19 protein-coding genes are annotated in these 25,573 nt (G+C 66.6%); 5 read left to right on the plus strand and 14 right to left on the minus strand.

Going from position 1 to position 25,573, the window contains the following annotated elements; all coding sequences use genetic code 11:
* Positions 1–74 precede the first annotated feature (74 nt).
* Positions 75–845 (plus strand): hypothetical protein, encoded by a 771-nt coding sequence (locus AC16HO_RS05675; RefSeq protein ID WP_395642950.1) that lies wholly within the window; start codon positions 75–77, stop codon positions 843–845.
* Between the two features lie 116 nt (positions 846–961).
* Here the strand turns inward: AC16HO_RS05675 and AC16HO_RS05680 are convergent, their stop codons facing one another.
* Positions 962–3,232 carry a xanthine dehydrogenase family protein molybdopterin-binding subunit gene (locus AC16HO_RS05680; RefSeq protein ID WP_395642949.1) on the minus strand — a complete coding sequence of 757 codons (2,271 nt, stop codon included), beginning with the start codon at positions 3,230–3,232 and terminating at the stop codon, positions 962–964.
* Positions 3,229–3,780 carry a (2Fe-2S)-binding protein gene (locus tag AC16HO_RS05685; protein ID WP_395642948.1) on the minus strand — a complete coding sequence of 184 codons (552 nt, stop codon included), beginning with the start codon at positions 3,778–3,780 and terminating at the stop codon, positions 3,229–3,231. The genes AC16HO_RS05680 and AC16HO_RS05685 overlap by 4 nt, the downstream gene beginning before the upstream one ends.
* 379 nt (positions 3,781–4,159) lie before the next feature.
* Here AC16HO_RS05685 and AC16HO_RS05690 point away from each other — a divergent pair, with 379 nt between their 5' ends.
* A complete protein-coding gene (locus AC16HO_RS05690; RefSeq protein ID WP_395642947.1) occupies positions 4,160–5,416 on the plus strand; it encodes an MFS transporter in 1,257 nt (418 codons plus the stop codon).
* Between the two features lie 28 nt (positions 5,417–5,444).
* On the opposite strand, the gene trxA is transcribed toward AC16HO_RS05690, so the two are convergent.
* The gene (gene trxA, locus AC16HO_RS05695; protein ID WP_395642946.1) at positions 5,445–6,311 is read right to left on the minus strand and encodes a thioredoxin; all 867 of its coding nucleotides are present in this window, start codon (positions 6,309–6,311) and stop codon (positions 5,445–5,447) included.
* Between the two features lie 188 nt (positions 6,312–6,499).
* Here trxA and AC16HO_RS05700 point away from each other — a divergent pair, with 188 nt between their 5' ends.
* Both AC16HO_RS05700 and AC16HO_RS05705 read left to right on the plus strand, forming a co-directional pair.
* Positions 6,500–7,042 (plus strand): ECF-type sigma factor, encoded by a 543-nt coding sequence (locus AC16HO_RS05700; RefSeq protein WP_395642945.1) that lies wholly within the window; start codon positions 6,500–6,502, stop codon positions 7,040–7,042.
* The gene (locus tag AC16HO_RS05705) at positions 7,039–9,993 is read left to right on the plus strand and encodes a serine/threonine-protein kinase (protein WP_395642944.1); all 2,955 of its coding nucleotides are present in this window, start codon (positions 7,039–7,041) and stop codon (positions 9,991–9,993) included. Before AC16HO_RS05700 ends, AC16HO_RS05705 begins: the two co-directional genes overlap by 4 nt.
* Before the next feature lie 234 nt (positions 9,994–10,227).
* On the opposite strand, the gene AC16HO_RS05710 is transcribed toward AC16HO_RS05705, so the two are convergent.
* From AC16HO_RS05710 to AC16HO_RS05750, 9 genes are all read right to left on the minus strand, one after another.
* Positions 10,228–11,223, minus strand: coding sequence for a hypothetical protein (locus tag AC16HO_RS05710; RefSeq protein ID WP_395642943.1), 996 nt, complete (start codon positions 11,221–11,223; stop codon positions 10,228–10,230).
* Positions 11,224–11,331: 108 nt separating this feature from the next.
* Entirely contained in the window at positions 11,332–13,014 is a 1,683-nt protein-coding gene (locus tag AC16HO_RS05715) for a hypothetical protein (RefSeq protein WP_395642942.1), read from the minus strand.
* Complete coding sequence (locus AC16HO_RS05720; RefSeq protein WP_395642941.1) at positions 13,011–14,258, minus strand: hypothetical protein; 1,248 nt, start codon at positions 14,256–14,258, stop codon at positions 13,011–13,013. The genes AC16HO_RS05715 and AC16HO_RS05720 overlap by 4 nt, the downstream gene beginning before the upstream one ends.
* Positions 14,259–14,373: 115 nt before the next feature.
* Entirely contained in the window at positions 14,374–15,945 is a 1,572-nt protein-coding gene (locus AC16HO_RS05725) for a hypothetical protein (protein ID WP_395642940.1), read from the minus strand.
* A complete protein-coding gene (locus AC16HO_RS05730; protein WP_395642939.1) occupies positions 15,942–16,784 on the minus strand; it encodes a hypothetical protein in 843 nt (280 codons plus the stop codon). The genes AC16HO_RS05725 and AC16HO_RS05730 overlap by 4 nt, the downstream gene beginning before the upstream one ends.
* 9 nt (positions 16,785–16,793) lie before the next feature.
* On the minus strand, positions 16,794–17,426 hold the full coding sequence (locus AC16HO_RS05735; protein ID WP_395642938.1) for a hypothetical protein: 633 nt from the start codon (positions 17,424–17,426) through the stop codon (positions 16,794–16,796).
* 28 nt (positions 17,427–17,454) lie between these two features.
* On the minus strand, positions 17,455–17,802 hold the full coding sequence (locus AC16HO_RS05740; protein WP_395642937.1) for a hypothetical protein: 348 nt from the start codon (positions 17,800–17,802) through the stop codon (positions 17,455–17,457).
* Positions 17,803–17,984: 182 nt separating this feature from the next.
* Positions 17,985–18,491, minus strand: coding sequence for a hypothetical protein (locus AC16HO_RS05745; protein ID WP_395642936.1), 507 nt, complete (start codon positions 18,489–18,491; stop codon positions 17,985–17,987).
* A 169-nt stretch (positions 18,492–18,660) separates the two neighbouring features.
* On the minus strand, positions 18,661–19,971 hold the full coding sequence (locus AC16HO_RS05750) for a metal-dependent hydrolase family protein (protein ID WP_395642935.1): 1,311 nt from the start codon (positions 19,969–19,971) through the stop codon (positions 18,661–18,663).
* A gap of 245 nt (positions 19,972–20,216) precedes the next feature.
* Between AC16HO_RS05750 and AC16HO_RS05755 the strand changes: the two genes are divergently transcribed.
* Positions 20,217–23,720 (plus strand): protein kinase domain-containing protein, encoded by a 3,504-nt coding sequence (locus AC16HO_RS05755; protein WP_395642933.1) that lies wholly within the window; start codon positions 20,217–20,219, stop codon positions 23,718–23,720.
* On the opposite strand, the gene AC16HO_RS05760 is transcribed toward AC16HO_RS05755, so the two are convergent.
* Both AC16HO_RS05760 and AC16HO_RS05765 read right to left on the minus strand, forming a co-directional pair.
* The gene (locus AC16HO_RS05760; protein ID WP_484335334.1) at positions 23,710–24,048 is read right to left on the minus strand and encodes a hypothetical protein; all 339 of its coding nucleotides are present in this window, start codon (positions 24,046–24,048) and stop codon (positions 23,710–23,712) included. The two genes, AC16HO_RS05755 and AC16HO_RS05760, sit on opposite strands and share 11 nt — an antisense overlap.
* 277 nt (positions 24,049–24,325) lie before the next feature.
* Positions 24,326–25,387, minus strand: a complete 1,062-nt coding sequence (locus tag AC16HO_RS05765) for a glycerophosphodiester phosphodiesterase (protein ID WP_484335335.1) — start codon at positions 25,385–25,387, stop codon at positions 24,326–24,328.
* Positions 25,388–25,573: the final 186 nt, after the last annotated feature.

The following is a 25,573-nucleotide window of genomic DNA, read 5'->3' on the forward strand; positions in this document are numbered from 1 at the left end:
AGGTCGGACGCGATAAGGTCGCGCGACCGATTTGCTCTTTGCGGTCCATGAGTTCAGCCACAGGCGCACCTGGCATGCTGCCATCCGAAGGAGATCTCACGGACGATCGCAGTGAAGGCATCCGCGCGCGCGCCCTCTCGCACGCGCGCATGCGAGAAGGGAGCGGACCGCGTTCGCTGCACGTGCTCGCCACCGCCACAGCCATTCTCCTGCACTTGCTAGCGGCGGGGGGTCTTTACCTGCTGATGCAACCGCATCCGACACTGGATGAAAATCGCATCGAAGTGCGTCTGCTCGATGCAGCGCCTGCGGAACCCGTGTTGCCGGAACCGCCGTCGGTACGGCCGCCTCCACTGACATCGGCTGCCGTGGCGACTCAGCGCGCGCCAGCCGCGCGACATCCGCCTGTCGTCACCTCCGCTGCGTCGGTCGAGCCGACCGCACCGCCGCACATCTTCAACATTGACGGCAGCATCGACATTCCCGCTGAAGTCGCAGACCAGTTCGACGCCGCACCGCCGTCGCGTTTCATTCCCGGATCGACGCAGCCGTCGCCGCTGATGACGCTGAAGCGGCCGGTGAAGATCCGTCCCAACCATTTCGCCGGCGCATGGAAGGCACCGGAGAGCGAAAATCTGCTCGGCGCAGCATTGCGCAAGACGGCCGAGTTTGTCGACAAGAACCTCAGCGTCGAAAAGGAATTCAACACGCCTCTGGGCAAGGTCAAGTGCAAGGCGGCTTTCATGATCGTCATGGCTGGTGGTGGTTGCGTGGATGTTCCGCCGAAACCCTACGAGCCGCCGGAGGAAAAATGGAAACCGGCTACGGTGCTGGACGAGAAATAGCCACTCCGCTCTTTCGCGCGGCGAGATGGACGGAGCGGGGGGGCGAGCCGGCGGAGGCCGGAGTCGCCAGCTCCGGGAACATCACATTCGCACCGGACGGGAAACGGAGCGCGCGCCTACAGAATTTTGCGCAACTGATCGCCGATCGGCAGCTCGCGGATGCGAACCCGCGTCGCGGCGTAGATCGCGTTGGTCAACGCGGGCAGCGCGCTGGGCAGCCCCATCTCGCCGGCGCCGGACGGTTCCTTGCCCGAATCGATGATGACCACTTCGACGTCGATCGGCGCCTGAGCCATGCGCAAAAGTGGATAATCGCCAAAATTGGATTGTTGTACTTTTCCATCCTTCAGCGTGATGCCCAGGTTGAGCGCGGTCGACAGGCCGTCGATCGTGCCGCCGATCATCTGCGCCTCGAGACCGAGCGGATTGACCACATGGCCGACGTCGATTGCGCAGACCGCACGATGGACGACTACGTTGCCGTCGATTGCCGAGACTTCGAACGCGTGCGCGGCATAGCCGCCGAAGGTGAAGTGGCCGGCGATGCCGAGGCCGCGGTCTCTCTCCGGCTTGCGCTTCCAGCCGATCCTTTCCGCCGCGGCATTGAGCACGGCTGCCATGCGGCCGGTGTCGAACACCGGGCCGCCGTGGCCGTGGTAGGGCAGCTCGCGCGGCTCGCCGAGCAGTTTCAGGCGCAGCGCGAGCGGGTCCTGCTTCAGCGCGACGGCGATCTCGTCGATGAAGCTCTGCACGGCAAATGCGGTTGCGTTGCTCACCGGCGCGCGCCACCAGCCGCGCGGCTGGCCCGATTCCAGCGGCAGCAGCGACAGGTCGAAGTTGGGCACGAGGCCCGCAGGAAAATCGTCGGGCGCGAGCGTGCCATTCCACAGCGGGCGTTCCTTCATCCCCCTGTCGCGATGGTTGCGTGGCGTCGCCGCGCAATGCGCGGACCAGGCGCTGACTTCGTTCTTGCGGTCGAGGCTCGCCGCCATCTGGAACACGCAGAATGGGCGGTAGAAGTCGTGGCGGATATCGTCTTCGCGCGTCCACAGCAGCTTGACTGGCTTGTCGGCCTGCCTGGCGATCAGCGCGGCCTCGGCGATGTAGTCGTTCTTCAGACGTCGGCCGAAACCGCCGCCCGCGCGCGGCATGCGGATCTCGATCTTGCTGCGTGCGATGCCAGTGACTGCGTTGATGACTTCGGAAGCGCCGTTCGGGTCCTGCAGCGAAGCGATCAGCAGGACCTTGTCCTTCTCGACATGGATCAGTGCGGCCGGCGGCTCCATCGTCGCGTGCGCGAGGAACGGCACGCCGTAGCGCGCCTCGATCGTCTTGCGCGCGGCCTTGCGCGCCTTGTCGACGTCGCCGTCGCGGCGCACGGCGACGGCCTTGTCCGCATTCGCGGGCTTGAGCAGTTCGTCCGCCTGTCTGCGCAGGGACTCGGTCGATTCCTCGGCAAACGCGCCGGGCTTCCACTCGATCTTGAGTTTCTCGCGGCCCTTGAGCGCAGCCCATGTGCTCGTCGCGAGCACGGCCACGCCGTCGGCGAGCGCGCCGTCGATGGCATCGCCGGGCTTGGGGCCGGTGATGCGCACGATGTCCTTAACCCCGGGCACCCTGCGCGCTTCCGCATCGTCGAGGCTGGTGATTTCGCCATCGATCCACGGCGAGCGTGCGACGACTGCGATCAGCGTTTCGGCGAGATACGCATCGATGCCGTACTGCGTCTGACCGGTGACAATTTCGCGCGCGTCGACCGTCGGCGCCGGCTTGCCGACGACCTTGAACTCTTCCGGTTTCTTCAACGTGCGCGGTTCGGTCGGCGGATCGAGCTTGGAGGCGGCATCGACAAGGTCGCCGTAAAGAGTTCTCGTGCCGTCCGGTGCGATGACGCTGCCCGACTCCGTGCGCAACTGTCCCGCGGGAATGTCGAGCTTCGCCGACGCGGCGACGAGCAGCAGCCAACGTGCGGCGGCGCCGGCCTGGCGCAGATCTTTCCACGCGGTCGGAATGCTGGTGCTGCCGCCGGCACCCTGGTCGCCGTACTTGTCGGACGGGCCCTTGTCGGTGTCGATGTAGCCGTAGGGCAACTGCTCGACGCGCACGCGGGTCCAGTCGATGTCGAGTTCTTCGGCGATCAGCATCGGCAGCGAGGTTTTCACGCCCTGGCCGATTTCGCAACCACGCGCGCCGATGATCACCTCGCCATCCTTCTCGATACGCACGAAAACGCCGAGCGAGACCGGCTCGAAGCGTGCGCCGAGGTAAGGCAACGCCTGTTGCGCCTGCACCGTGCGCCAACCGACGATCAGCGCGCCCGACGCCGCGGCCCCGACGACGAGGAATCTGCGCCGCGAAGGATTGGCGATGGTCCTATCTTTGCTCACGACTTGCTGCCTTCGCGCGCGGCGCGCTCCCTGGTGATTTCCGCCGCGCGCTTGATCGCCTTGCGGATGCGCGGATAGGTGCCGCAGCGGCACAGGTTGGAAATTTTGCCGATCTCGTCGTCGTTCGGGTTCGGCGTGCGCTTGAGCAGATCGGCGGCGGCGATGATCTGCCCGGCCTGGCAGTAGCCGCACTGCGGCACGTCGATCTCGACCCAGGCCTGCTGCAGCGGATGCAGTTCGCTGCCGGCGAGACCTTCGATCGTCGTCACCTCGCGCTTGGCGAGCGCCTTCATCGGCGTCAGGCAGGCGCGCTGCGCCTTGCCGTCGACGAGCACCGTGCAGGCACCGCAGGCGCCGATGCCGCAGCCGAACTTGGTGCCGGTCAGGCGCAGCACGTCGCGCAGATACCAGAGCAGCGGCATTGTCTCGTCGCCGTCGAAACTGTAGGCGCGGCCGTTGATGCGCAGCGGTACCGTCTTGTCGTCGTCGGCTTTGGCCGCGGTTGGCGCCACGGGCGGCTTGGCAGGATGAATCGGAGTGGCTTGCATGGATCGCCTCGCATCGGAGGCGGCCATTTTCGCATTACTGGCGCGTTGCGCATACCTGCCGGGATCAAAGGCCGAAACCGGAACCATGGCGGGGCGCGGCGGTGCTTTTGCGACTCTGCGTCGCACGCTTGTGCCGCAGGCAAATTTGCTCGCCCACGCGTGCGATCGCGTCGCCGGCGGCTGCGTGAAGCAAGATCGACCTTGCGACCTTGCCACGCCGACTTGGCCGCCCGTATGATTCGCCCGCGCCACGAACACGTGGCCGCCGCAAGCGTTCACGTCAACCGACGCGCCCACCGTCTGCGGATTGCCGGATCGCGGCGCCGTCGGCAACGCGATACACGAGGCGCTTTCGCTTGACCTCGACCACAGGACATCCATGACCGCCGCACCTTACGGCAGCGCTTCCCACGTTGCCTTCGCTGCCTTGCGTCACCGCGGCTTCCGTGCCTATTTCCTGCTCTCGGCGTTGGCGATGATGGCCGACAACATCGAGCATGTGATCAGCTACTGGGTGATGTTCGGCAAGTTCAACTCGCCCGCGCTGGGCGGCTTTGCCGTCGTTTCGCATTGGCTGCCGTTCCTGCTGTTCTCGGTGTACTCGGGGGCGCTGGCCGACAAGTTCGATCCGCGCCGCATGATCCAGCTCGGCATGGCGCTGTTCATGGCCGTGTCGGCTACCTGGGGCGTGCTGTTCGTCAGCGGCACGTTGCAGGTCTGGCATGCCTGCGCGTTGCTGATCGCGCATGGCGTGGCCGGCGTGCTCTGGGGGCCGCCGTCGCAGCTGCTGCTGCACGACATCGTCGGACGCGAGCACTTGCAGAGCGCGGTGCGCCTGAACTCGACCGCGCGCCAGCTCGGCATGCTGATGGGCCCCGGCGTGGGCGGCGCCTTGCTGCTCTGGCTCGGCCCGAACCTCGGCATCTTCGCCAACGCGCTGCTGTACCTGCCGTTCGTCCTCTGGCTGGCCGTCGCGCCGTACGGGCCGAAGTTTCGCGCGGCCGGTGCCACGGCCGCAGTGCGCGCGGTGCGCAGCCTCGGCGACATCTGGCGCGCGATGAAGGAGATCGCGCACCACCGCGTCATCCTCGCGATGACGGCACTCGCCGGTTGCGCTTCGCTGTTCATCGGCAACGCCTATCAGGCGCAGATGCCGGGATTCGCGCATGATTTCGGCCAGCAGCGGGCGGATTTCTTCTACAGCATGCTGCTCGGCGCCGATGCAGCCGGTGCGCTGACCGCGGGCTTCGTGCTCGAAAGCCGCGGCCTGCTGCCGCCGCGCGCGCAAACGGCCTGTGTGCTGGCGATGATCTGGTGCATCGCGCTGGCGAGTTTCGCGCTGACCTCGAGCTACCCGCTCGCTCTGGTGGTGTTGTTTGTCGCGGGTTTCGTCGAACTCTCGTTCAACTCGATGGCGCAGACGTTGGTGCAGCTCGAAGCGCCACCGGACATGCGCGGCCGGGCGATTGGCGTGTTCAGCATGTTCGCGATGGGCATGCGCATGTTCAGTGGCGTCACCGTGGGCATCGCCGGCGCACGCATCGGCATCCACGCCTCGCTGGCATTGAGCGCGGCGGCGTTGTTCGTGGTGATCGGATTGTTGCTGCAGCTCGGCTTTCGCCGATCCGCGCCCTGACCCGCCTCTTGTCTCGTCTGTCGTTTCCTCAGAACAGCAGCGATGACATTCTGCGCCGGTAGGCGCCCACCAGTTCCTCGTCATCGAGCACGTTGAACGCAGCGATCAGACGCTTCTTCGCCTGTCCCTCGTTCCAGTCGCGCGCGTTGCGCAGCAGGGTGAGGAACTCGTCGAGGCCTTGCGCGGGCTCGTCGCCGAGCAGCAAGCGCACGCCGAGCAGGTCGCGCGCCGCGTGGTCCGCGGGGTCCTGCGCGAGGCGCGCGCGCAGCGCGGCGACATCGGGCGCGTCTTTCAGCGCGCGCGACAAATCGAGTTGCGCGGTGACGCGCCGGGCTTTCGCATCGCTTGCCAGGTTCGGCGGCAGCGCATCGAGCTGCGCCTGCGCCGCGTCGGCCTCGCCCGCGCCCGCGAGCGCCGCGGCGAGGTCGAGCTTGAGTTCGGGCTTGTCCGCGTTCGCCGCGATTTCCTCGCGCAGGCGCACGACGGCCTGCTGCGGCGTTTCGTTCGCCGGCACTTCGCTTACGGCGGGTTCCGGCTCGGCGGCCGCCTGCGCCTTGCCGAGATGCTTTTCCACGAATGCACGCACGCCCGACTCCGGCAGCGCGCCCATGAAACCATCGACCATCTGCCCGTCCTTGACCAGAACGACCGTCGGCAGGCTGCGGATGCCGAACACTGCGGCGAGCTGCTGCTCCTTGTCGGTATCGACCTTGGCGAGCCTGAGCTTGCCGCCGTAGCTGTCGACGACCTTCTCGAGAATCGGCCCGAGCGACTTGCACGGGCCGCACCATTCGGCCCAGAAATCCACCAGCACGGGCGTGCTCAGCGAAGCCTGGATGACGTCGGTTTCGAAGTTCGTTTCGGTGGCATCGAATGTGTGGGCGGGTGCAATCATGATCTGTTCACGCTGCGGCAGGGGGCGCAAGAATAGCGGAAGATGGCGGCGCCGCGCGCGATTGCAACCCGCGGAGGCCGCGCGGCGTGCCGTGCCGGCACGCGCGTGCTTGTTGCCGCGCGTCGCGGATTCTATAGTGGTGCAGTCGCTTGCGAGAGCAACGAAGCCGGGAGCGAAAGGGTTCTGTCATGGGCAGCGAGTCCAGCGTGTCGAATCCGGGCGTTGCCGACGACGATCTGTTCGCGATCGTCTACGAGGAACTGCGTCGCATCGCACGCAGCCAGCGTCGCGGCGGCGCATCGACGCTCGACACGACGGCGCTCGTGCACGAGGCCTACCTGAAGCTCGCGGCGAGCGACGCGGCGCGCGGCATGGACCGCGTGCATTTCCTGTCGCTCGCGGCGCGCGCCATGCGCCAGATCCTGGTCGACCACGCGCGCAGCCGCTCCCGGCTCAAGCGCGGTGGCGGCTGCGTCATCACCGGGCTCAGCGGCGAGGTCGGTTGCGCGGACGAGGTCGTCGATCTGGTCGCGCTCGATGCGGCGCTGAACGACCTCGCCGAATTCGATCCGCGCGCCGGCCGCATCGTCGAATGGCGCATTTTCTCGGGTCTGGAAATCGCCGATATCGCGCGCCTGCAGAATCTGGCCGAGCGCACGGTGTTTCGCGACTGGCGGCGTGCACGCGCCTTCCTAATCCAGCGTCTCGGCCTCGTCGACGCGGCGATATGAGTACGGGCGGGCAGCGTTGGCGGCAGGTCGGCGAGGTGTTCGATCGCGTCGCCGATGCGCCGCCGGAACGGCGGGAGTCGTTGCTCGACGAACTGTGCGGCGCCGATGCCGCGTTGCGCGCCGAGGTTGGGGCCTTGCTGCGCGCGGACGCCGCCGCCGCAGGATTCGACGACGGCATCGACTCCGCGCGCGGCGCGGCGGCGCGCGCCTGGCACGACGAAGCCGAGAGCGAAACCGCGGGACGGCGCGTCGGTCCGTGGCGCGTCGTGCGCGAGATCGGCCGCGGCGGCATGGGCGTCGTCCTGCTCGCCGAGCGCGCGGACGGCCAGTACGAACAGCAGGCGGCGCTCAAGCTGATCAAGCGCGGCATGGACAGCGAGGCCATCCTCGCGCGCTTCCTGCGCGAGCGGCAGATCCTCGCGCGGCTCGAACATCCGCATATCGCGCGCCTGCTCGACGGTGGCATCGCCGGCGACGGCCGGCCGTACTTCGCGATGGAGTACGTTGCGGGCGAGCCGCTGTTGGACTGGTGCCGCACCCACGGCACAAAGCTGGACCAGCGCATCGCCCTGTTCCTCGAGGTCTGCGCCGCGGTGCAATTCGCGCACAGCCAGCTCGTCGTGCATCGCGACATCAAGCCGTCGAACATCCTGATCACGCCGGCGGGCGAGGCCAGGCTGCTCGACTTCGGCATCGCCAAGGCGATCGGGCAGGGCGGCAACGCCACGGCGACGGCATTGTGGCGTGATCGCCCGCTGACCCCGGCGTACGCGGCGCCGGAGCAGATTCGTGGCGACCCGGTCACCGTCGCGACCGACGTGCACGGCCTCGGCTGCGTGCTGTACGAACTGCTTGCCGGGCGGCGCGCGTTCGACGTCGGCGATATGCCCACGCTCGACGAGCTGCAGAAGTTGCTCGCGGTGACCGCGCCGCGTGCGCCGAGTACCGTCGCGGCGCACGATGCGCCGGTACCGGCGAAAGCACTGCGCGGCGACCTGGACACGATCGTGCTCAAGGCGCTGCATCGCGATCCGGTACGGCGCTACGTGACGGTCGAGGCGCTTGCATCGGATTTGTATCGGTATCTGCACGGCCTTCCCATCTCCGCGCGGCGCGACAATACGGCTTATCGCGCAGGAAAGTTCGTCGGCCGGCACCGCGCCGGCGTGGTTGCGTCCGCCGCGGCGGTCGTGCTCCTGTTCGCGAGCGCGGTGTTCGCGTTGTGGCAGGCACGGCAGAAAGCGGACGAGGCACGCGAGGCGCAGGAAGTGACGAACTTCCTCGCCGGCCTGTTCGCCGGTGCCGATCCCGAGCTGGCCCGGGGTTCCAGGCCGAGCGCGCAGGATCTGCTCGACCAGGGTACGGAAAAATTGAACGCGCAGACAGATATCGGGCCGGACGTGCGGGCACGCCTGCTGCATACGATCGCGCACACGTATTCGGCGCTGGGGGTCTACGACCGCGCCGCGCCGTTGGAAGAGCAGGCTCTCGCCCTGCGCCGCGGACAATCCGGCGGCACTGCCGTGGACACGGCGGAAAGCGCGGACGAACTCGGCATGATCCAGCTCGCCAAAGGCGATTACGACCGGGCCGAACCCTTGTTGCGCGAAGCGCTGCAAACGCGCCGCGGAAAACTGGCATCGGACGATCCCGCGGTCATCGCCAGCCTGGGCAATGTCGCCTTGTTGCTCCAGGATCGCGGCGATTTCGCCGCCGCCGATCCGCTCTACCGGCAGGCGCTCGACGCGAGCGCGCGGCGCTTCGGCGAAGACTCCGCCGAGCACGCACGCCGCCTCGACGACTACGCGACCAACCTCGACGACCTGGGTCGGCGGCCGGACGCGGAAGCGGCGTATCGCCGCGCTCTGGCGATACGCGAGAAGCGGTTCGGGGCCGATTCCGCGGAGGCCGCCGTATCGCTGCAGAACCTCGGCGTGCATCTGGATCAGGATGGTGACTACCCCAGGTCGGTTGCATTGCTCGAACGCGCGCAGGCGATTCGCGCGCGCATCTACGGCGCGGAGCACCCGCTGACCGCGATCAGCATGCTCGCGCTGGCGGATGCCTGCGACGGGGACCAGCAGGCACAACGCGCGCTGGACCTCGCCGAGCGCGCGCTCGCGATCTTCCGCCGCAGCCTGCCGCAGGAACATCAGAAGATCAGCGAGGCGATCAACATGTTGGCGAGTTTCCAGTACGAGCGCGGCGACATCGCGGGCGCCGTTGCTTCGTATCGCGAACTGCTGCTGCGCTCGCGCAAGACGCTCGGCGAAAACCATCCGGACACGCTGACGATCACGAACAACCTTGCGGCCGTCCTGTTGCACGATCATCGCTACGACGAGGCCGAACACCTGCTGCGCGACGTGCTTTCCCGAACCGGCGCGGACAATGGCCAGGGCGCCGATTCGACGGCAGCGCAGAATCTGGCGACCGTCCTGTGCATGCAGGGGCGTGGTGCGGAAGCGGTGACCTGGGCGCGCAAGGCCGTGGCGCTGCAGGCGGCGCGGGCCGGAGCGTCGGCCAACCTGGCGATCGCATTGCGCTCGCTGGGCTTTGCCGAAGAAGTCGCAGGCGACGCCGACGCGGCGGAATCCGATTTCCGCGCGAGCCTCGCTCTGGGCGACTACATTTCGGCGACGCATGGCATCGACCGCTTCAACTGGCACCTGGCCTGGGCCGACTTTCTCGTCGGCCGGCATCGCTGCGCGGAAGCGGCGCCGTCGATCGCTCTGTCCCTCGCCGAACTTGCGAAAGTGAACGAATCGAAGGACATCAACAAGGCGGAAGCGATCTTCTTGACGAGCCTGTGCGAAGCAGAAGCCGATACCGCGAACGCGGGCGCGGCGAAGTCCGTCGCCGTCGCGCTGGCGAGACTGCACGCAATCCCCGGCGCCGACATCGATACCGGTCCGGCCACGTCGCGCTACCTGAAAGCTGCCTCGCCGTAGCCGAATCGATGCCTGCGCGCCGGCGACGTATCTGGGTTGCCCGCGGGCGCTTCGACGAGGTCGTCGGCGAACGGCCGGCTGCCGCGCGCACGGCATCGAGTCGTCCCTTGTGCCGCGGCGTCGTGGGCGGCTGGCCATCCCGCTTCGATCGCGCGCTTCGACGAAGGTCGCATCGGTCCGTGATCGATACGTGCACCGGCGCGAGCCGCCCGCATCGGGCGATGAAGTCCCGGATCAGCCCCGGTCCGCCGCGGCGGGCGGCGGCAAGGCGGCATCGGCCGGCGTGGCCGGCGCGCCGAATTCGCGCGCCTTCTGCGTCAGCTCGCGGAACTTCGCCGACATCGATTCGAGTTTCGCGCTCCATTGGGGATTCGGCGTCTGCCCTTGCGTGATCTTGTCGTAGACCTGGATCAGCGCGACGGTGGCGAATGGATCGATCAGCGCAGCCTTCAGGCTCAGCGCGGCGATCACGGCGAGCAGAAAGGTGACGAATCCGGCGTGCACGTGGAACAGGCCGACTGCAGTGGCGATCGGCGCGGCGACGAGGAAGAGAATCAGCAGGGTCAGGCCCCAGACCAGGAAGGTCAGGAACACGGCATTCTTGAGGGCGCCCTTCGCGTTCTGCGCATAGAGCACGGTGCAGTCGCGCGCGACCGCCCATGGGTTGCCGTCGCGCGCGCGCAGGATCTGCGCAAGGATGACCTGGTCGAGATGGCTCAAGCCGGTGTTGATGATCGCGTCGATGAGTTTGACCACGGCATCGAGGCCGGGAATCGGCAGCATCGATGCGATGCTCAACGTCAATCGGTTGAACGCTTTCAGGATGCCGCGGATCAGCTGGTTCAAGCCGAACAGCATCGACGACGTGGTGAAGTGTTGCTTGACGATGCCGCTCGCGTAGTCGATCTGACCCTTGCCGCCGGGAACCGGCTTGCCGTCCATCAATTCGACGAGCACGGCGATGTGCCCGGCCTTGACCAGGTAGAGCAGGTATTCGCGCGCCCACCACAGCAGGCCGCTGACGATGCCGAAGCCGAGCAGACCGCCGAACGCGCCGCCGCCCGCGCCGCTGCCGCCGATCTTGCCGAACAGCGCGCCGAGGCCGCCGCCGACGCCGACCGCGAGGATGTAGGCGAGCGTGATGCCGATGTAGACGACGAGGCGCAGGAGCAGGAACGGTGTCGTACGCGCGAGCAGGCCGAGGATTTGTCCTGTTCTGAAATCGATCATGTGGATCACCCGATGGAGACGGAGGCTGTGCCGTGCTGCAATGCTTGCGATGTCGGCGTCATCCAAGGTTACGTCGAATGGCGCCGGGGCGTGACAAGGAATGGACGGTCATTTTCCGGCGCAACCCTCGGGAATCTGCTGTCTCAGGTCGACCAGCGGGATCATGTCCTTGAGGCGCACGATGAAGCCCGAAGCGGGCACCGGATCGACGTGCACGAGACCGAGGAAGAAATTGATCACCTTGGCAACGACCTTCGGAATCGCATAGCCGATGCCGCCGCCGAGCTGCATGCCGAACGTGCCCTGGCGGCAGTCGACCGCCTGCGATGCCTGCTTCAGCGCGGTGATGCTCGAGACCAGGTTGACGTAAGGACCGGCCGCGAAGCCGAGCGCACCGACGCCGACGAGCAGGCGCTGGTCGATCGCGAACACGAGCGAGTTGATGCCGACCGAGACACCGCTGACCGCCGCGGCGAGGTTGTTCTTCAGCGTCATCTGCAGCGGCGGGATGTTCCAGCGGCCGTTGACGTAGTCCATCAGGATCGCGCCGCTCGCGCTGAAGTCGCCGACCGCGTGCAGCACGGAAGTCTTCGCGCTGAAGCCGCTGCCGAGGTTGAGGCTCTGCTGGAACATCGCGGTCAGCGGCACGCCCATGCCGCCGAGCGGAATCGTGAGGTCGACCGGCACGACGCCGATCTCCTTGAGGTTGGCCTGCATGTCCTGCGCGGCCAGCGCATCGAAGCCGAGCGAGAAGCCGACGCCGCCGCGCAATTCGACATGCGCGTTGACCGCGCCCGAGTTGATGCTCAGATGAAAAACCAGTGTCGGGCTTTGCAGGTGGAAGATCGCGTTGATCCATACCTGCACGCCGGCCTTCTTCTGGTACAGCTTCAGGCCGAGGCCGCCGCAATCGAACGAGCACGCGTACATCTGCATGCCGTTGACCATGTCGACCGTCGGCGGCGGTGCCTGCGCGGCGATGTCGCCGAAGCCGGGCGGCGCGCCCGGAAAGGCCGTGCCCGGCACGCCGGGCACCGGTACGTCGGTGTGGATAAAGCGCGCCGCGGTGCCGTCCCGTCCGATCGCCGGCAACGGCGTCCAGGCGCCGTTCGGTTCGACCACGTAGTAGTCGGCATGCCGCCACATGCCGGCGTCGCCGATCGCGGTTTGTCCGTCCTGGGACATCTGGTTGGCCGCGGCCGAGTTCGGCGCGCCGGGATAGTCCGGCACCGAATAGACCACGAGCGAATGCAGGTCGAGCGGCTGCTCGTAGCTGAAATTGCCCTGCTTGACGAGGTCGGTGATCTGCACCGGTCCGAGCAGCAATTTCACTTCGTTGCCTTCGCGCGCGACCGACAGTACGCGGCCGACACAGCGGCTCGTGGCGAAGACGACGTCGCCGGTCTTGAGCGCGGCGACGTGCGCATCACTCGCGTCGAGCGTCCAGCCGATGCCGTCGCTCGCGGCGGCGCGCACGAGCTTGTCGCCGTTTTCGAGCAGGACGATATTGTCCTGGTAGACGACACCGGGCACGCGCTTCGGCGCGATGCCGTATTTCAACTCGGTCGGCGAAAGATCGCCGAGCTTGAGCGCATGTCCGACGACGACCGGCGCGCCCGCGACAAAGCCGTCCCACGCGGCCGCGGCCTGCGCTGCCTGCGTAGCTGCGCCCGGCGGCGCAGGCGCGTGCGAGCCGCATCCCGCCAGCACGCACAGCGTCGCTGCGAATGCACCGGCGATTCGCACAACGCGCTGCGCCCGGCGCGGTTGCGTCGACACGCCGGCGTTCACGCCTGCGTCGCCTTCTTCATGATGACCACGGCGGTCTTGCCGGTTTTCGCATCGCGCAGGATCAGGATCATGCGCGAGTCGTGCGCGCGGTCGGTCGACTGGAACATCGTCAGATGCGCTTCGCGCATCCTGTTCAAACCTTCCTGCGCGCCGCGCAACTGCATGTTGGCGATCTTGCCGAACATGCTGTCGAGCGGCGTGCCCTGGATGCCGGCATCGCCGTTCGCACTATGCTGGCCGGCCATCATGCCTTTCATCAGGATTGCCATTGCCGCCGCCTGGCCGCCGCCGCCGGGTTGTTGGGTCTTCTCCATGTCTTTCGCGAGCTGGTCGAAGTCGGCGGCGGGCTTGTCGGTCTGCGCGATGTTCTGATCGACTTCCGCCGCGGACGGCGCGGCCTGCATCTGCCACTGGTCCTGCGGCAATTGCGCGCGATACCACGCGGCGACCGCTTCGGGCGCATCGTTCGTCACGATCTCGGCGACGGTGGTGTTGCCGTCGGCGACTGTACCGCCGGGCGGAATTGCCATTGCGCTCGCGATCTTGTCGACGCCGCCCGCGTAATGCGGCAGGTTGCTGCGGTCGTAGCGGAAATCGCGCGCGGCGAGCATGCGGCTGCCGGGTTGGCCCGGTGGCAGTTTCATGTCGGGCATGTCGTCGAGTGCCTCGTCGCCGGCTTCGCCGCCCGGCGGCACGGCGCCGTTGCCGGCGATGGGTTTGGCTTTGTCGGCGTCGGTGGCAGTTCGGTCCGGGTCGGTGGGGAGCTTGAGCTTGCCGCCGCCGCCACCGCTCAGGTCGAGATCGCCGCCACCGCCGGAAACGCTGCCGTCGCCGCCGCTCGAAACCGTGGTGCCGCTCGCGCTGAGATTGCCTCCGCCAGAGACTTCGCCGTTGCCGTTGCCGCTGCCGCCGATTTTCGCCGGTGCGCCGCCGCCGCTCGTCGTGCCGGCCGTGCCGATCACGCTGCCGTCGCCGCCGCCCTTGGCGCCGAGTTTCGCGGGGCTGCCCGGCGCGCCCGGACTGCCGCCGCCTGCGCCCCCGGCTCCCCCGCCTGCTCCGCCGCTGCCCGCAGGCGATGCTCCCGCTGCCGGCGGCGGACATAGCGGCGGCGTGAGCGGCGGCCGCATCAGCAGCGCGACCAGATAACCGAGCAGGAAGGCGAGCACGAGCGCGATCAGCCAGACCAGGTCGCGCTTGAGGGTCGAAGGCGGGCGCGAAGCCGGTGCGGGTGCGGCGGTGTTCATGGGAAGGTCTCGCGTTGGCTGTTCGCACAGCTCGGTGCGATCGATCGCCGCGGGCGAATGTCGATTTGGACCATGCCGGCTCTCCGCTTGTCGTTAAGTGTGTGGAACCCGGTTTTCAGAACACGATCAGGTCGAACTCGCCGTCGTCGCGGCCGATGTTGTCGATGGAGCACGTCGTCTTCGGCGGATACTTGCTGTAGTCGGTGGTGCAATTGAGCACGTAATGGCTGAAGGACAGGCCGATCACGTTGGTCGATTGCGGGCCTACCGCGACCGAGTAGTCCTGAGTCATCGGGGTGGCCGCATAGAACCGGTCGTCGACGCGGAAGCCGAAGTCGATGGTGACGAGTCCGGTGGTCGGCTCGCCGTAAGTGAAACCGCAAGGCGGGACGCTGGCCTGGTCTGCCGGCAACTGCGAATTGAAACAGCTGATGATGCCGCTGCCGCCGAGATTGACCGGTTTTGCGTGCACCATCGCCTTGACCCAGCCGTTCTGGCTGCGCGCCTGCTGCACCGGGCCGTCCGTCGCCATGCCGTAGCCGGAGTCGCTGTGCCCGTAAATGCCGGGTCCGGTCTGGGTCGTGCCGAATACCCCGTTGCCGTTCGCGCTGATGCCGGCGATGCCGTTGTTGTAGCCGTCGCCGAATCCGGCCACGCCGCTGGTGTTGCCGGCGGGATTGCTGGTGTGGCCGTGGATGGCGTCGTAGCCGGTGCTCTCGCCCCAGATGCCGGCGCCGGCGCTGGTGCCGAATACGCCGCTGCCGCTCGTGCTGATGCCGGCGACGCCGTTGTTCTTGCCGTCGCCGAACCCGGCCACGCCGCTGGTGGTGCCGGCAGGATTGCTGGTATGGCCGTGGATGGCGTCGTAGTTTTTGCTTTCGCCCCACACGCCCGCGCCGGTGTTGCTGCCACCGAACACGCCGGACTGCGAATCGCTGTCGCCGTGCACGCCGTGGAAGGTTGCACTCGTACCCCATACGCCATAGTAGTCGTGGCTGTCGCCCCACACGCCGGCGGCGCCCGATTGCCCGCTCCTGCCCGCCGCGACGCCCTTCACGCCGCTGCCGCTCGTGCTGGCGCCTTCGACGCCGTTGCCGGAATTGCCGACGCCGAACACGCCCTTGCCGCCGCCGGTGTTGAGGCCATACACGCCGCTGTTGTGCAGTTGGCTGGTGAAGCCGTCGAGCGCATCGCCGCCGTCATTCGTGATCGCGAAGGCTGCCGCGCCGTCGCTGATCGTTGCCGCGTAGGGCAACGTGAATGCGCTTCCCGCGCCCGGCAGCGCGACGCAACCCCAAGCGGCGCCGCTCCACTGGGGCACCTGGTTCGTCGCGCAGGTCTGGGGTAACTGGTATGTCGGTGCGACGGAGAACGTGGAGCCCGACAACGCCAGCCCCGTGCCGGCGGAATAGCCCGCGGGCGAACCGCCGCCAGTGCACGGTCCGAGCAAACCGGTGCCGTTCATGCACAGCGCCGTGGATTGTGTGGTCGCGCCGGGTACGCCCGGCAGCGTGACCGCACCGGATTCCTGCACGCGCAGGCGTTCGTTCGTACCGCTCGCGTCGGTGACGACGAAGCCGCTGCCGGCGGCGGGTTGCACGATCACATCGGCGGCAAGCGCGACCGTTGCGTCTGCGGCGAGAAACGCGGCGATGGCGAACGCGAATGGACGGGTGCGCAAGGTCATGGGATTTTCCTGTCGTCGATGTCGAGCGGATCGGCACTGCGGCGCTGCGGTCGTCGATCTCGGTTCGTTGCGGCCTGGGCGATGCGCCGTCGCGCGTCGGATGCGGCGAGCAGCGCGGCGAGCAGCAGCAGAGCGCAGCGGCCGAGCAAGGGTGCGGGCACGGCGGTGCCGCCCGCCGCTCCGCCGCCGACGGCGTCGAACCAGTGGGTGAGATCGCCGCCGTCGATCGACTGGTACAGCGACGGCGCGCCCGGTGCGATCGGCGTCACGCTGGCGAGGTTGTCGCGTGCATCGACATAGGCGACGGTCTGCGTCGCACCCGCGGCGAGCGCGAGCACGCCTTGCCGGCCCGCGCTCGCGCTGGTGATGCGCAGTAGCCGGCCGGGGGCGCCTTGCAGAATCAGCGCATGCTCGACGCTTTGCGCGAGACCGACCGGAAAGATCACCTGCTTGCCGGCGCTCGTTGCGATCGAGAGCGCGTAGAACGTATTCGCGCCGTTGAAGATCGAACTGCCGCCGGCACAGGCGTCGCCGACGGCGACGGTGCCGGTGTCCGCCGCGAACGCGCCGGCATTGGAAAAATCGCCGCCGAGCGAGAGCGTGCCGGAACCGAGCGCGAACGTGCCGCCGACGAGCGAGAAACTCGCAAGGTCGGAGAGCGTGGCAGCGGTGGCGTCGGCGGTGCCGTTGACGCCGAGCCTGCCGCAGCCGAAATCGACCTTGGCGTCAGCGAAATGCAGGGTCGAACCTGCGCCGACGGAAACATCGGCGCGCGCCGCGAGCGGAGTCGCGAGCAATACGGCAAGAACCATCGCGATGCGGCGGGCGGAGCGGGTCATGTCCGGCGCTCAGCCGCCGCGCACGGCGAACGACTTGTTGCACAACATGCCGAGCTTTTTCGCCAACTCCTCGCCGCGCGCGGGCGTGATCGCTTTATCGCCTTGCGGACCCTGCTTGAAGTGCAGTTCCACCATGCACAACATTTCGCCTTTGAGTGCGATGGTTCGGAACTCGCTTCTGCCGGGGATATTGGAGTCGGTCACGTCGAACCAAGCGCAGCGGTCGCCGACACCCGCACAGGCATGTACGCCCTTGCCGTATTTCGTCTCCGACTCGAACAGGGCTTGGTTGCCGCCGCGCGTGAGCTGCGGGCGCGTACGTATCGAAAAATCGATCAGGGCGTTTTCGTCGCCCATCTCGCAACCGTTTTCGGGTTCGCCAAGCGCCGCGCTCATCGAATAGCGGTTCAGCGCCGTGGAGCCGGTGAGAATCTCGGCGGCATCGCGTGCGGAAAAATCGGTCTCGCACGGGGTCGGCGCGCCGCCTTTGGCGGCGTTTGCCACGGCGCCGTCCCGCGCCGTCTCGGCTACGGTCGGGTGGGCGTTCGCCGCTGCCGGGACGGCAATCGCCGGACTTTTCGAGCAGCCCGCAACAAGAGTTGCAGCCAGTGCCAGGGCGACGAGCAGACGTTTCGGTATCATGGTGTGTCCTCGCGGCAGGTGTCGGGATTCAGTGGCCGAACATGCCGCCCATCGGCGACATGTGCGTGATCAACGTCTTGCCGTCGTGTGGCGTGATCATGATGCTCGCGTTCGGGCAGGCATACTTCGCGCCGCCTTGCGCGGTCTGGTGCGTGCAGCTTTTCGGCAGGTGCGCGCCGTACCAGGCATCGACCGCGCTTGCCGCATCGGCGGTTTCCAGCTGGAACATCGGCGAGCCGCGCGGTAGTTCCGGGTTCTTGTTGACGGCGTTGGGATAGCTCGGCACGGCAACGGCGGCGCTTGCCGGCGGCGCGAGGAGCGCAACGCTCGATGCAAGCAGAAGCGGGGCGAGCGAAGACAGGAATTTGTGCAGCATCGGTTTCTCCATCGGGTTTTGAAACTGTATCCATGGTTACGTCGTCCGGCGCGAGTTGCTGACACCGCGGCGGGACATGTCCCGGCGCACGCGCTGCGCGGCCGCACGGTGACGCCGGAGCGTGCGGTGCGGACTTCCCGCGCAGGCGCGATGGTGGATTTCTGCGCCGCGAGCGAAACGGGTCAGTGGCCGATCGTCTTCTCGATCGGGGCCCCCGGTTGTGGCACGCGTCGCAGCGTGCGCCCCGGCGGGATCGGTTGCGGGTTCAACGCGACCTTTGCGGATGGATTTGGTTGCGAATTGATCGCCGCCGTTCCGGTCGGCCGGAAGGCGTGGGCTCCGCTGCTGACACCACCGGAGGATTCGATCGGTCCGGGGCCGATGGGTCCCACGTGCGGCGCGACTTCGTAGTGCGGCTTCGACACAGGCGGTTTTCTTGCATGGTCGAAGGCGGGATTGGGCGTGCCGGCGAATTTCGCCGTCGGCAGGGGCGCCTGAACGCAACGCTGCGGGTGTGTGTGAGCGACGGGAGAATTGGGGTTGTAGTTCGGGTCCGGCCGGTAGCCGGGCGGGCAGCCGCCTTCCGCATGGGCGGACACAGTGCCCAGCACGGCGCTCGCGACAGCGGCGAGCAAGGCGTTGCGCCAGGATTGTCTGGATGTTTCGGGTGTCGGGATGGAAATGCTCACGCGAGTCTCTCCGGGTTGGTGAGGGTCGACGGACAGATCGACCCGATTGCCTGTTCCGGGAGTTACGTCGTTTGGTGCGGCGGACTGACAGATCCTGTTCGCGGTCGGCGCCGACAAGCGCGATGCGGGCGGAACAACCGGAGCGGGGTCCGCGTCTGCTTTGGGCGTGTTACTTGAACTGTTCGCCCGCCTTCATCACGAAGCGGACTTTCTGCAGCAGCGCGACGTCGTCGAGCGGGTTGCCATCGACTGCGATCACGTCGGCGAATTTTCCGGGCGTGATGCTGCCGAGATCCTTCTCCTTCTTCAGCAACCGCGCCGCGTGCGTGGTTGCCGCCTGGATCACGAACATCGGCGGCATGCCGGCATCGACCATGTACTGGAACTCGCGGGCGTTCTGGCCGTGCGGATACACCCCGGCGTCGGTGCCGAAGGCGATCTTGACACCGGCCTTGTACGCCTTGCCCGCCGTGGTCTGGATGATCGGTCCGACGAGCAGCGCCTTGGTCGCGACCTGCGGCGGATAACGACCGGGAATTTTCGCCTGTTCCTCGGCGGTCTTGCCGGCGATGATCGTCGGCACGAGCCAGGTGCCGTGCTCCTTCATCAGCTTCATGTCGGCGTCGTCCATGTAGGTGCCGTGCTCGATCGAGTCGACGCCGCCGAGGATCGCGCGACGAATTGCCTCGGCACCGTGCGCATGCGCGGCAACGGTGAAGCCGTAGTCGTGCGCGGCGGCGACCACGGCCTTGATCTCCTCGATCGTCATTTGCGCGTTGTCGACGCTGGTGCTTTCGTCGAGCACGCCTCCCGAGGGCATGATCTTGATCGCGTCGGCGCCGTCCTTGTAATGCTGGCGCACGGCTTTCCACGCATCTTCCGGCGAATTGATGATGCCGTCCTTCGGGCCAGGATCGCCGGCGAGGTCGTTGCGATAGCCGTCGGTGGGATCGGCATGGCCGCCGGTGGATCCGATCGCCTTGCCCGCGGTGAAGATGCGCGGACCGGGAATGGTGCCGGCGTTGACCGCATTGCGCAGCGCGATCGACTCGCCGTCGATGTCGGCGAGATTGCGCACGGTGGTGAAGCCGGCGTCGAGCGTGCGCTTCGCGTACACCGTGCCGCGGATCGCGAAGTCGGCGATGTTGAGGCGGAACTTGTCGCTGTAGGTGGTCGGGCCGAATTCCATCGTCAGGTGCACGTGGCTGTCGATCAGGCCGGGCAGGCAGGTGCTCGTCGGCAGGTCGATGCGCTGTTTCGCGCCGGCCACGTCGGCGTTGCCTGAGCGCACTGCCTTGATGCGCGCGCCTTCGACCACGATGGTCGATTCGCCGAGCAGCTTGCCCGCGTCGGTGTCGATCAGGCGGGCGCAGTGGATCGTTCGGATCTCGGGCGCCGCTGCGGCCGGGTCGGTTGCGGCGACGGGAGGGCAAAGGGCAAGCGTGGACGCGATGGCGGCGGCGATCGGCAACAGGCGCATGGGGGGGCTCCAGGAATGTCGCGGCATGCTAGCGGTTGTTGCCGAGGCAATCCATCTGCACCGCCGCATCTGCCGCGCCTGTCTCTTGAGAGTCGTCGATGCCGGTTCTATAGTCGCGGCGAGGATACTGCATCGGGTGCCGTGACGATGGGGGCTTCATCCGCTTTTGCCCGCTGTGGCGATGGCCTGCGCGAACGCGTGCAGGCTTTGCGGGCAGCGTTTTCATGGCGTTGCGGATGACATCGATGGACACCCGGCGCTGGCAACTCGCGGGCGATATTTTCGAGCAGCTGCTCGATGTGCCGACGTCGGAGCGCGAACCGCTGCTGAGTACTCTCTGCGGCGACGATGCCGAACTGCGCGGCGTCGTTGTTTCGATGCTCGATTCGCAGGAGTCCGGCCGTCCCGGGGCCGGCGCGCTCGATGCGAAGACGGTCGCGCAGAAGCAATTCGCCGCGGCTCGCGCGGCGCTCGAGCGCGACAGCGAAGCCATCGATAGCCGTATCGGGCCCTGGCGACTGGTCAGGCGCCTTGGCGCCGGTGGAATGGGCGTGGTCTGGTTGGCCGAGCGGGCCGACGGCCAATTCCACCAGAGCGCGGCGTTGAAACTGATCAAGCGCGGCATGGATACCGAAGCCGTCCTGCAGCGTTTCCTGCGCGAGCGGCAGATTCTCGCCCGCCTCGACCATTCGAACATCGCGCACTTGCTCGACGGCGGCATTACCGCGGATGGGCGGCCGTACTTCGCGATGGAGCACGTCGAGGGCCAGCCGCTACTCGACTACTGCAGCCAGTCGAACGCGGATCTGGAGACGCGGTTACGCCTGTTCCTGGAGATCTGTGCGGCGGTGCAATTCGCGCACGAACGCCACGTCGTGCATCGCGACCTGAAGCCGTCGAACGTGCTCGTGACCGCGGCCGGCACGGTCAAATTGCTCGACTTCGGCATCGCCAAGGTGCTGCAGCACGACGAAGAACCCGTGGTCACGCTGACCCGCGCCGGAGGCGGCAGGCCGATGACGCCGGCCTACGCCGCGCCCGAGCAGATTGCGGGTGAACCCGTCACGCCTGCGGCCGATGTGTACGCGCTCGGTGGCGTGCTCTACGAACTGCTGACCGGGCGCCTGGCCCATGACTTCTCCACCGCGCCGGATGCCGGCGCGGTGCTCGGCATCATCCGTGCGACCGATCCGGCCACGCCCAGCCGCCTCGCTCCGGCAACGCTGCCGGTTCCGCGCGGCAGTCTGCGCGGCGACCTCGACACGATCATGCTGACCGCGCTGCGCGCGCAGCCCGAGCGGCGCTACGCCGACGTCGCCGCATTCGCTGCCGACGTGCGCAACTATCTCGACGGCAAGCCGATCGCGGCGCGCCGCGATCATGTGTTTTATCGTGGTTACAAATTCCTGCGCCGGCATCGCTTCAATGCAACGGTGATCGTCGCTGCGGCTTTGGTTGCTCTGGCCGCGGTCGCATTCGTCGTCCATGAGCGCAGATGGCGTTCCGTCGCCGTCACCGATGCCACATTGGCCATTGTCGATTTCAACAATCTGACACAGAACAAGGATGCCGCCTGGGTTTCACCGGCGCTTGCGCAAATGCTCGCCACCGAACTGGGTCTCGGTGGTCAGCTGCATATCCTGCCGGACGGGTTGGTGCGCAGCGCGAGCGCGGATTTGTCCGATCCAGGGGCAGGCGGTTACACACCGGCCACGCTCGCCACCCTGCGCCAACGGCTCAACGCGGACTATGTTCTCAGCGGCAGATACTTCGTCAACGGCAATTCCAACGACTCCGCATTGCGCCTGGACATAACCGTACAGGATGCGCGCAGCGGCGTTGCCCGTGCACGCAGCGTCCAGTCGGGTGTGCTCGCGGATCTGCCGGGTCTCATCAGCAGCGCCAGCGAAAAGCTGCGTGCCCAGCTCGATTTGGGCGCGGTGCCGGCGGTGGAGCAGGCGCAGACAGCCAAGGCGTTGCCCCAGAGTACGGATATCGCCAAGTTGATGGGCCAAGCGCTGCAGGCGCTTCGCGAAAGCGATCCAGCGCGCGCACGCGACGTTCTGCTCGTGGCGATTGCTCAAGCGCCGGGTTATGCGCCCGCTCGTCTGTATCTCGCACAGGCCTGGAAAGCGCTTGGATACGACGCCAAGGCTCTCTCCGCGGCCGAGCAGGCTGCGGCGAACAGCGAAGGTCTCCCCGAGGTGCTCCGATTGCGGATAGGCCGGGAAGTGGCCATCCAGAAAGGGGACTGGAAAGCTGCTCTGGAGTTCGACGACAAGATCGTGGCCCTCGAACCTGCGGACCCCGAACATCTCTTCGCGCAGATTACCGATCTGGAGCAGGCCGGGGACCTCGCCAGAGCGGAAGCAGTTCTCGCCGATTGGCGAAGATTCCCGGGAAACGCGGAAAATCCACGCATCGACATCGAGGCTGCCAACATCGCGTATCGGAAGGGTGACGCGCAGAGTCAGGCCGCGTTTGCCGAGAGCAGCCTGAAGCTGGCACGGGTGCACAATCACCCGGCGCTGGCTGTCGAAGCCGAAATCCTCCTGGCGAGTGCAAAAAACATTCTTGGCAAGAACGACGAGGCGATAGCCAGCCTGAAAGAACTCATGCCGGAAGTTCAGAAATTGAACAACCCGCGCACAGAAGCGCGGGCTAGGTTGAACTTGGCGAATATCGAGGACGACATCAATCATCGCGAAGAGGCGCGGGCGGAATACACGCGTGCCCTGAATTTGTATAAACGCATAGGTGACCAACGTGGAATTGCCCTGGTATACGCGAACCTGGGCGTGTTGCTGTGGAATGATGGCGACAGGGATGCGGCCGAAGTCGCGGCGCGCCAGTCGTTGCGTATCCGCAGGGAAACCGGCGACGTGAAGGGCGAGGGTTGGAGTGAAGCTGCTCTTGCCAGCTACCTGCTGGATCAAAATGCGGACGACGAGGTGCTGGAGCACTTTCGTCATGCAATCGAATTGGACCGGCGCATGGGTGCTGCCACGCAGGAGGTCCGCGCCCAGTCCGACTATGCCACCGCTTTGTACGTGCGCGGCGACATCGAGCAGGCCGCCGCGCTCTGCACGGAGGTTCGCGGGAAATTGAAGGCGCTGAGCGACCCGTTCGTTTCCGCCAGTGCTCTGGTTTCGTGTGCGCGGATTGTTCTTGGGCTTGGTCAGGTGGCGGAAGCCGTCGCCATTTTCAACGAGGCAAAGCCTCTTGCGCACAACAACTACGATTTGTCTGTGCAGATCGATGGCGAGTTGGCGAAAATCGAACTGGTCCAGGGCAATTGTCAGGCAGCGGTAGATCGATTGGGCAAAACCGTAGCGGCCGCGGATAGCGGCATGAGCGCCACGACCGAGATCAATGTACGCACAATTCTTGCGGATTGTTATTCACAGCTTGGCCGCACGCGAGAACGCGATCAATTGCTTGCCGAGGTGCTGAAATCGAAAGAAAGAGTCAACGTGCAGCGTGAAATCTTCTTGACCGACCTTACGTTGGCGAGACTATCGTTGTCGCCGCGCCAAGCGGCGGACAAGGCCAAGGATCTTGGCGCCGATGCGGAAAGACGGCATTGGGGTGCCTATGTTCTCGAAGCGCAATTGACGCAACTGCAAGCCCAGGAGGTTGTCGGCGCCCCGACAGTTGCCGGGGCGCGTGCGAATCTCGAACGGGCGGCGCGAAAGATGAAGTTCGGCTGGATACTTGCGCGTTTGCAAGTCGGCGCACCTAGAACCTGATGCGGCCCGCGTTTGCGGCTTCCTGGATAAGCCCCAGGCCAATGGCCTCCAATTTCTGCTTCAGCTCTTGATGCCTTTGTCCGAACCGCATCGATGCATTGAGGTAAGCCTCTCCAGCAGCGAGTGCCGCCAGCGCTTTGGCAGAGGCCAATACGGCGTCCTTGTCGGCCCCCAAAGCCAGAAGCGAAGCCACGTCGAGCTCGACGTGTGTTCCGCCCCCGTCGTGGCCGCCGCTGTCCATGACGTGGGTGCCGCCGCCATCATGCCCGCCGCTGTCCATGACGCGGGTGCCGCCACAGTTGCAAGTCGTTACTATCGTTGTTGACATTGCAGATGCCCTCTTCGGTTGGTGGTGGGATTGCGCAAAACGGGCCGGAAAACGAGCGTCGCCCGACGTCATATACAACGCTTCCGGAAAGCCTGGCAATGATTACAAGACAAGACTTTCGGTCGGCACTGCCCGCGGAGGTATTTGCCGGTCGCCCGCGGTATTTCCCTCAAGCAAGCGCCATGCCGTATTGAATCGACCGGGAATGCTGCGTTCGTGGGTCAAGAAGAAGGCGTGGGGGTGCGCAGAGCGCGTTACGCCGCCAGAGCGCAACTACTCACCCTTTCAACGCCCTGCGCCCCAGGGCCGGATCGTCGGTGAAGAAACCGTCGATGCCGGCGTTGAGGTAGGCGCGGATCTCGGCGATGAGGCCGGCATCGTTGCGCGTGGCCGGGGTGCCCGGTGCGCGCAGGTTGGTCGGCAGGAAATGGTTCTCGGGGCGGAACGTCCAGGGGTGGACGAGCAGCTTCGCCGCGTGCGCGTCGGCGACGAGCGTGGTCGGCGTGCCGAGCCTGCCGTCGGCCGTGCGCGGAATCACCGACAGTTTGTTCGGGCCGATCGCGTCGGCGTATTTAGCGATTTCGGCCAGGCCCTGTGGCTGCATCATCTGCGCGTAGGTCAGCGCTTGTCCGGCGGCCACGGCGTCGTAGGGCCGTTCCTTCGCCTCGCCGAGCAACTGGATCAACTTGACGTTCGGCAGGTCGCCGAGCTTGCCGCGCAGGTACTTGAGGTTGCCGATCTCGAACGACTGGACGAACAGCGGTGCGGTCTTCGCGGCGTAGGCGTGCTTGCGGATCGCGGCGAGCACGGCGTCTTCCATCGGCAGGCCGATGCCGCGGAAGTAGGTCGAATGCTTGATCTCGGGATAGATGCCGACGAGGCGGCCGCGCTTTTTCGCTTCGGCGGCGACGAAGTCGATGATCTCGTCGAAGGTCGGCACGGTGAATCGGCCGTCGAACTTCACATTGCCGGGGCGCAGCTCGGGCAGGCGTTCGCGTGCGCGCAGGGTTTTCAGTTCGGCTAGGGTGAAGTCTTCGGTGAACCAACCGGTGATGGGCTGGCCGTCGATGATCCTGGTTGTCGCGCGCGCGGCGAATTCGGCATGCTTGGCAACGTCGGTTGTCCCCGAAATCTCGTTCTCGTGACGGGCGATGAGGACGCCGTCGCGGGTCATGACCAGGTCGGGTTCGACGAAATCGGCGCCGTCCGCGATCGCCTGACCATAGGAGGCAAGGGTGTGTTCCGGGCGCAGCGCGCTCGCACCGCGATGGCCGAGCACGACTATCTTTTCGGCGAGCGGTTTCGCGGGCGGCTCGGCGGTGGCGTTGGTGGCGGCCATGCAGGCAAGAGCGATCAGGGCGGGCAGTCGCAGGTTCAGCATAACGCCAGAATAGCGCGCAAACGCGAAAAATCGACATCGACACGATCGCCGCGGCCGGGGCGGACGCATCGTCGGCAATGGCGCCCGGCGTCTCTGTGCGCTACCCTGCGCGGTCTCCCAACGGCGCGTGCACGCGCCTTTCCC

This window comes from Rudaea sp., from assembly GCF_057139185.1.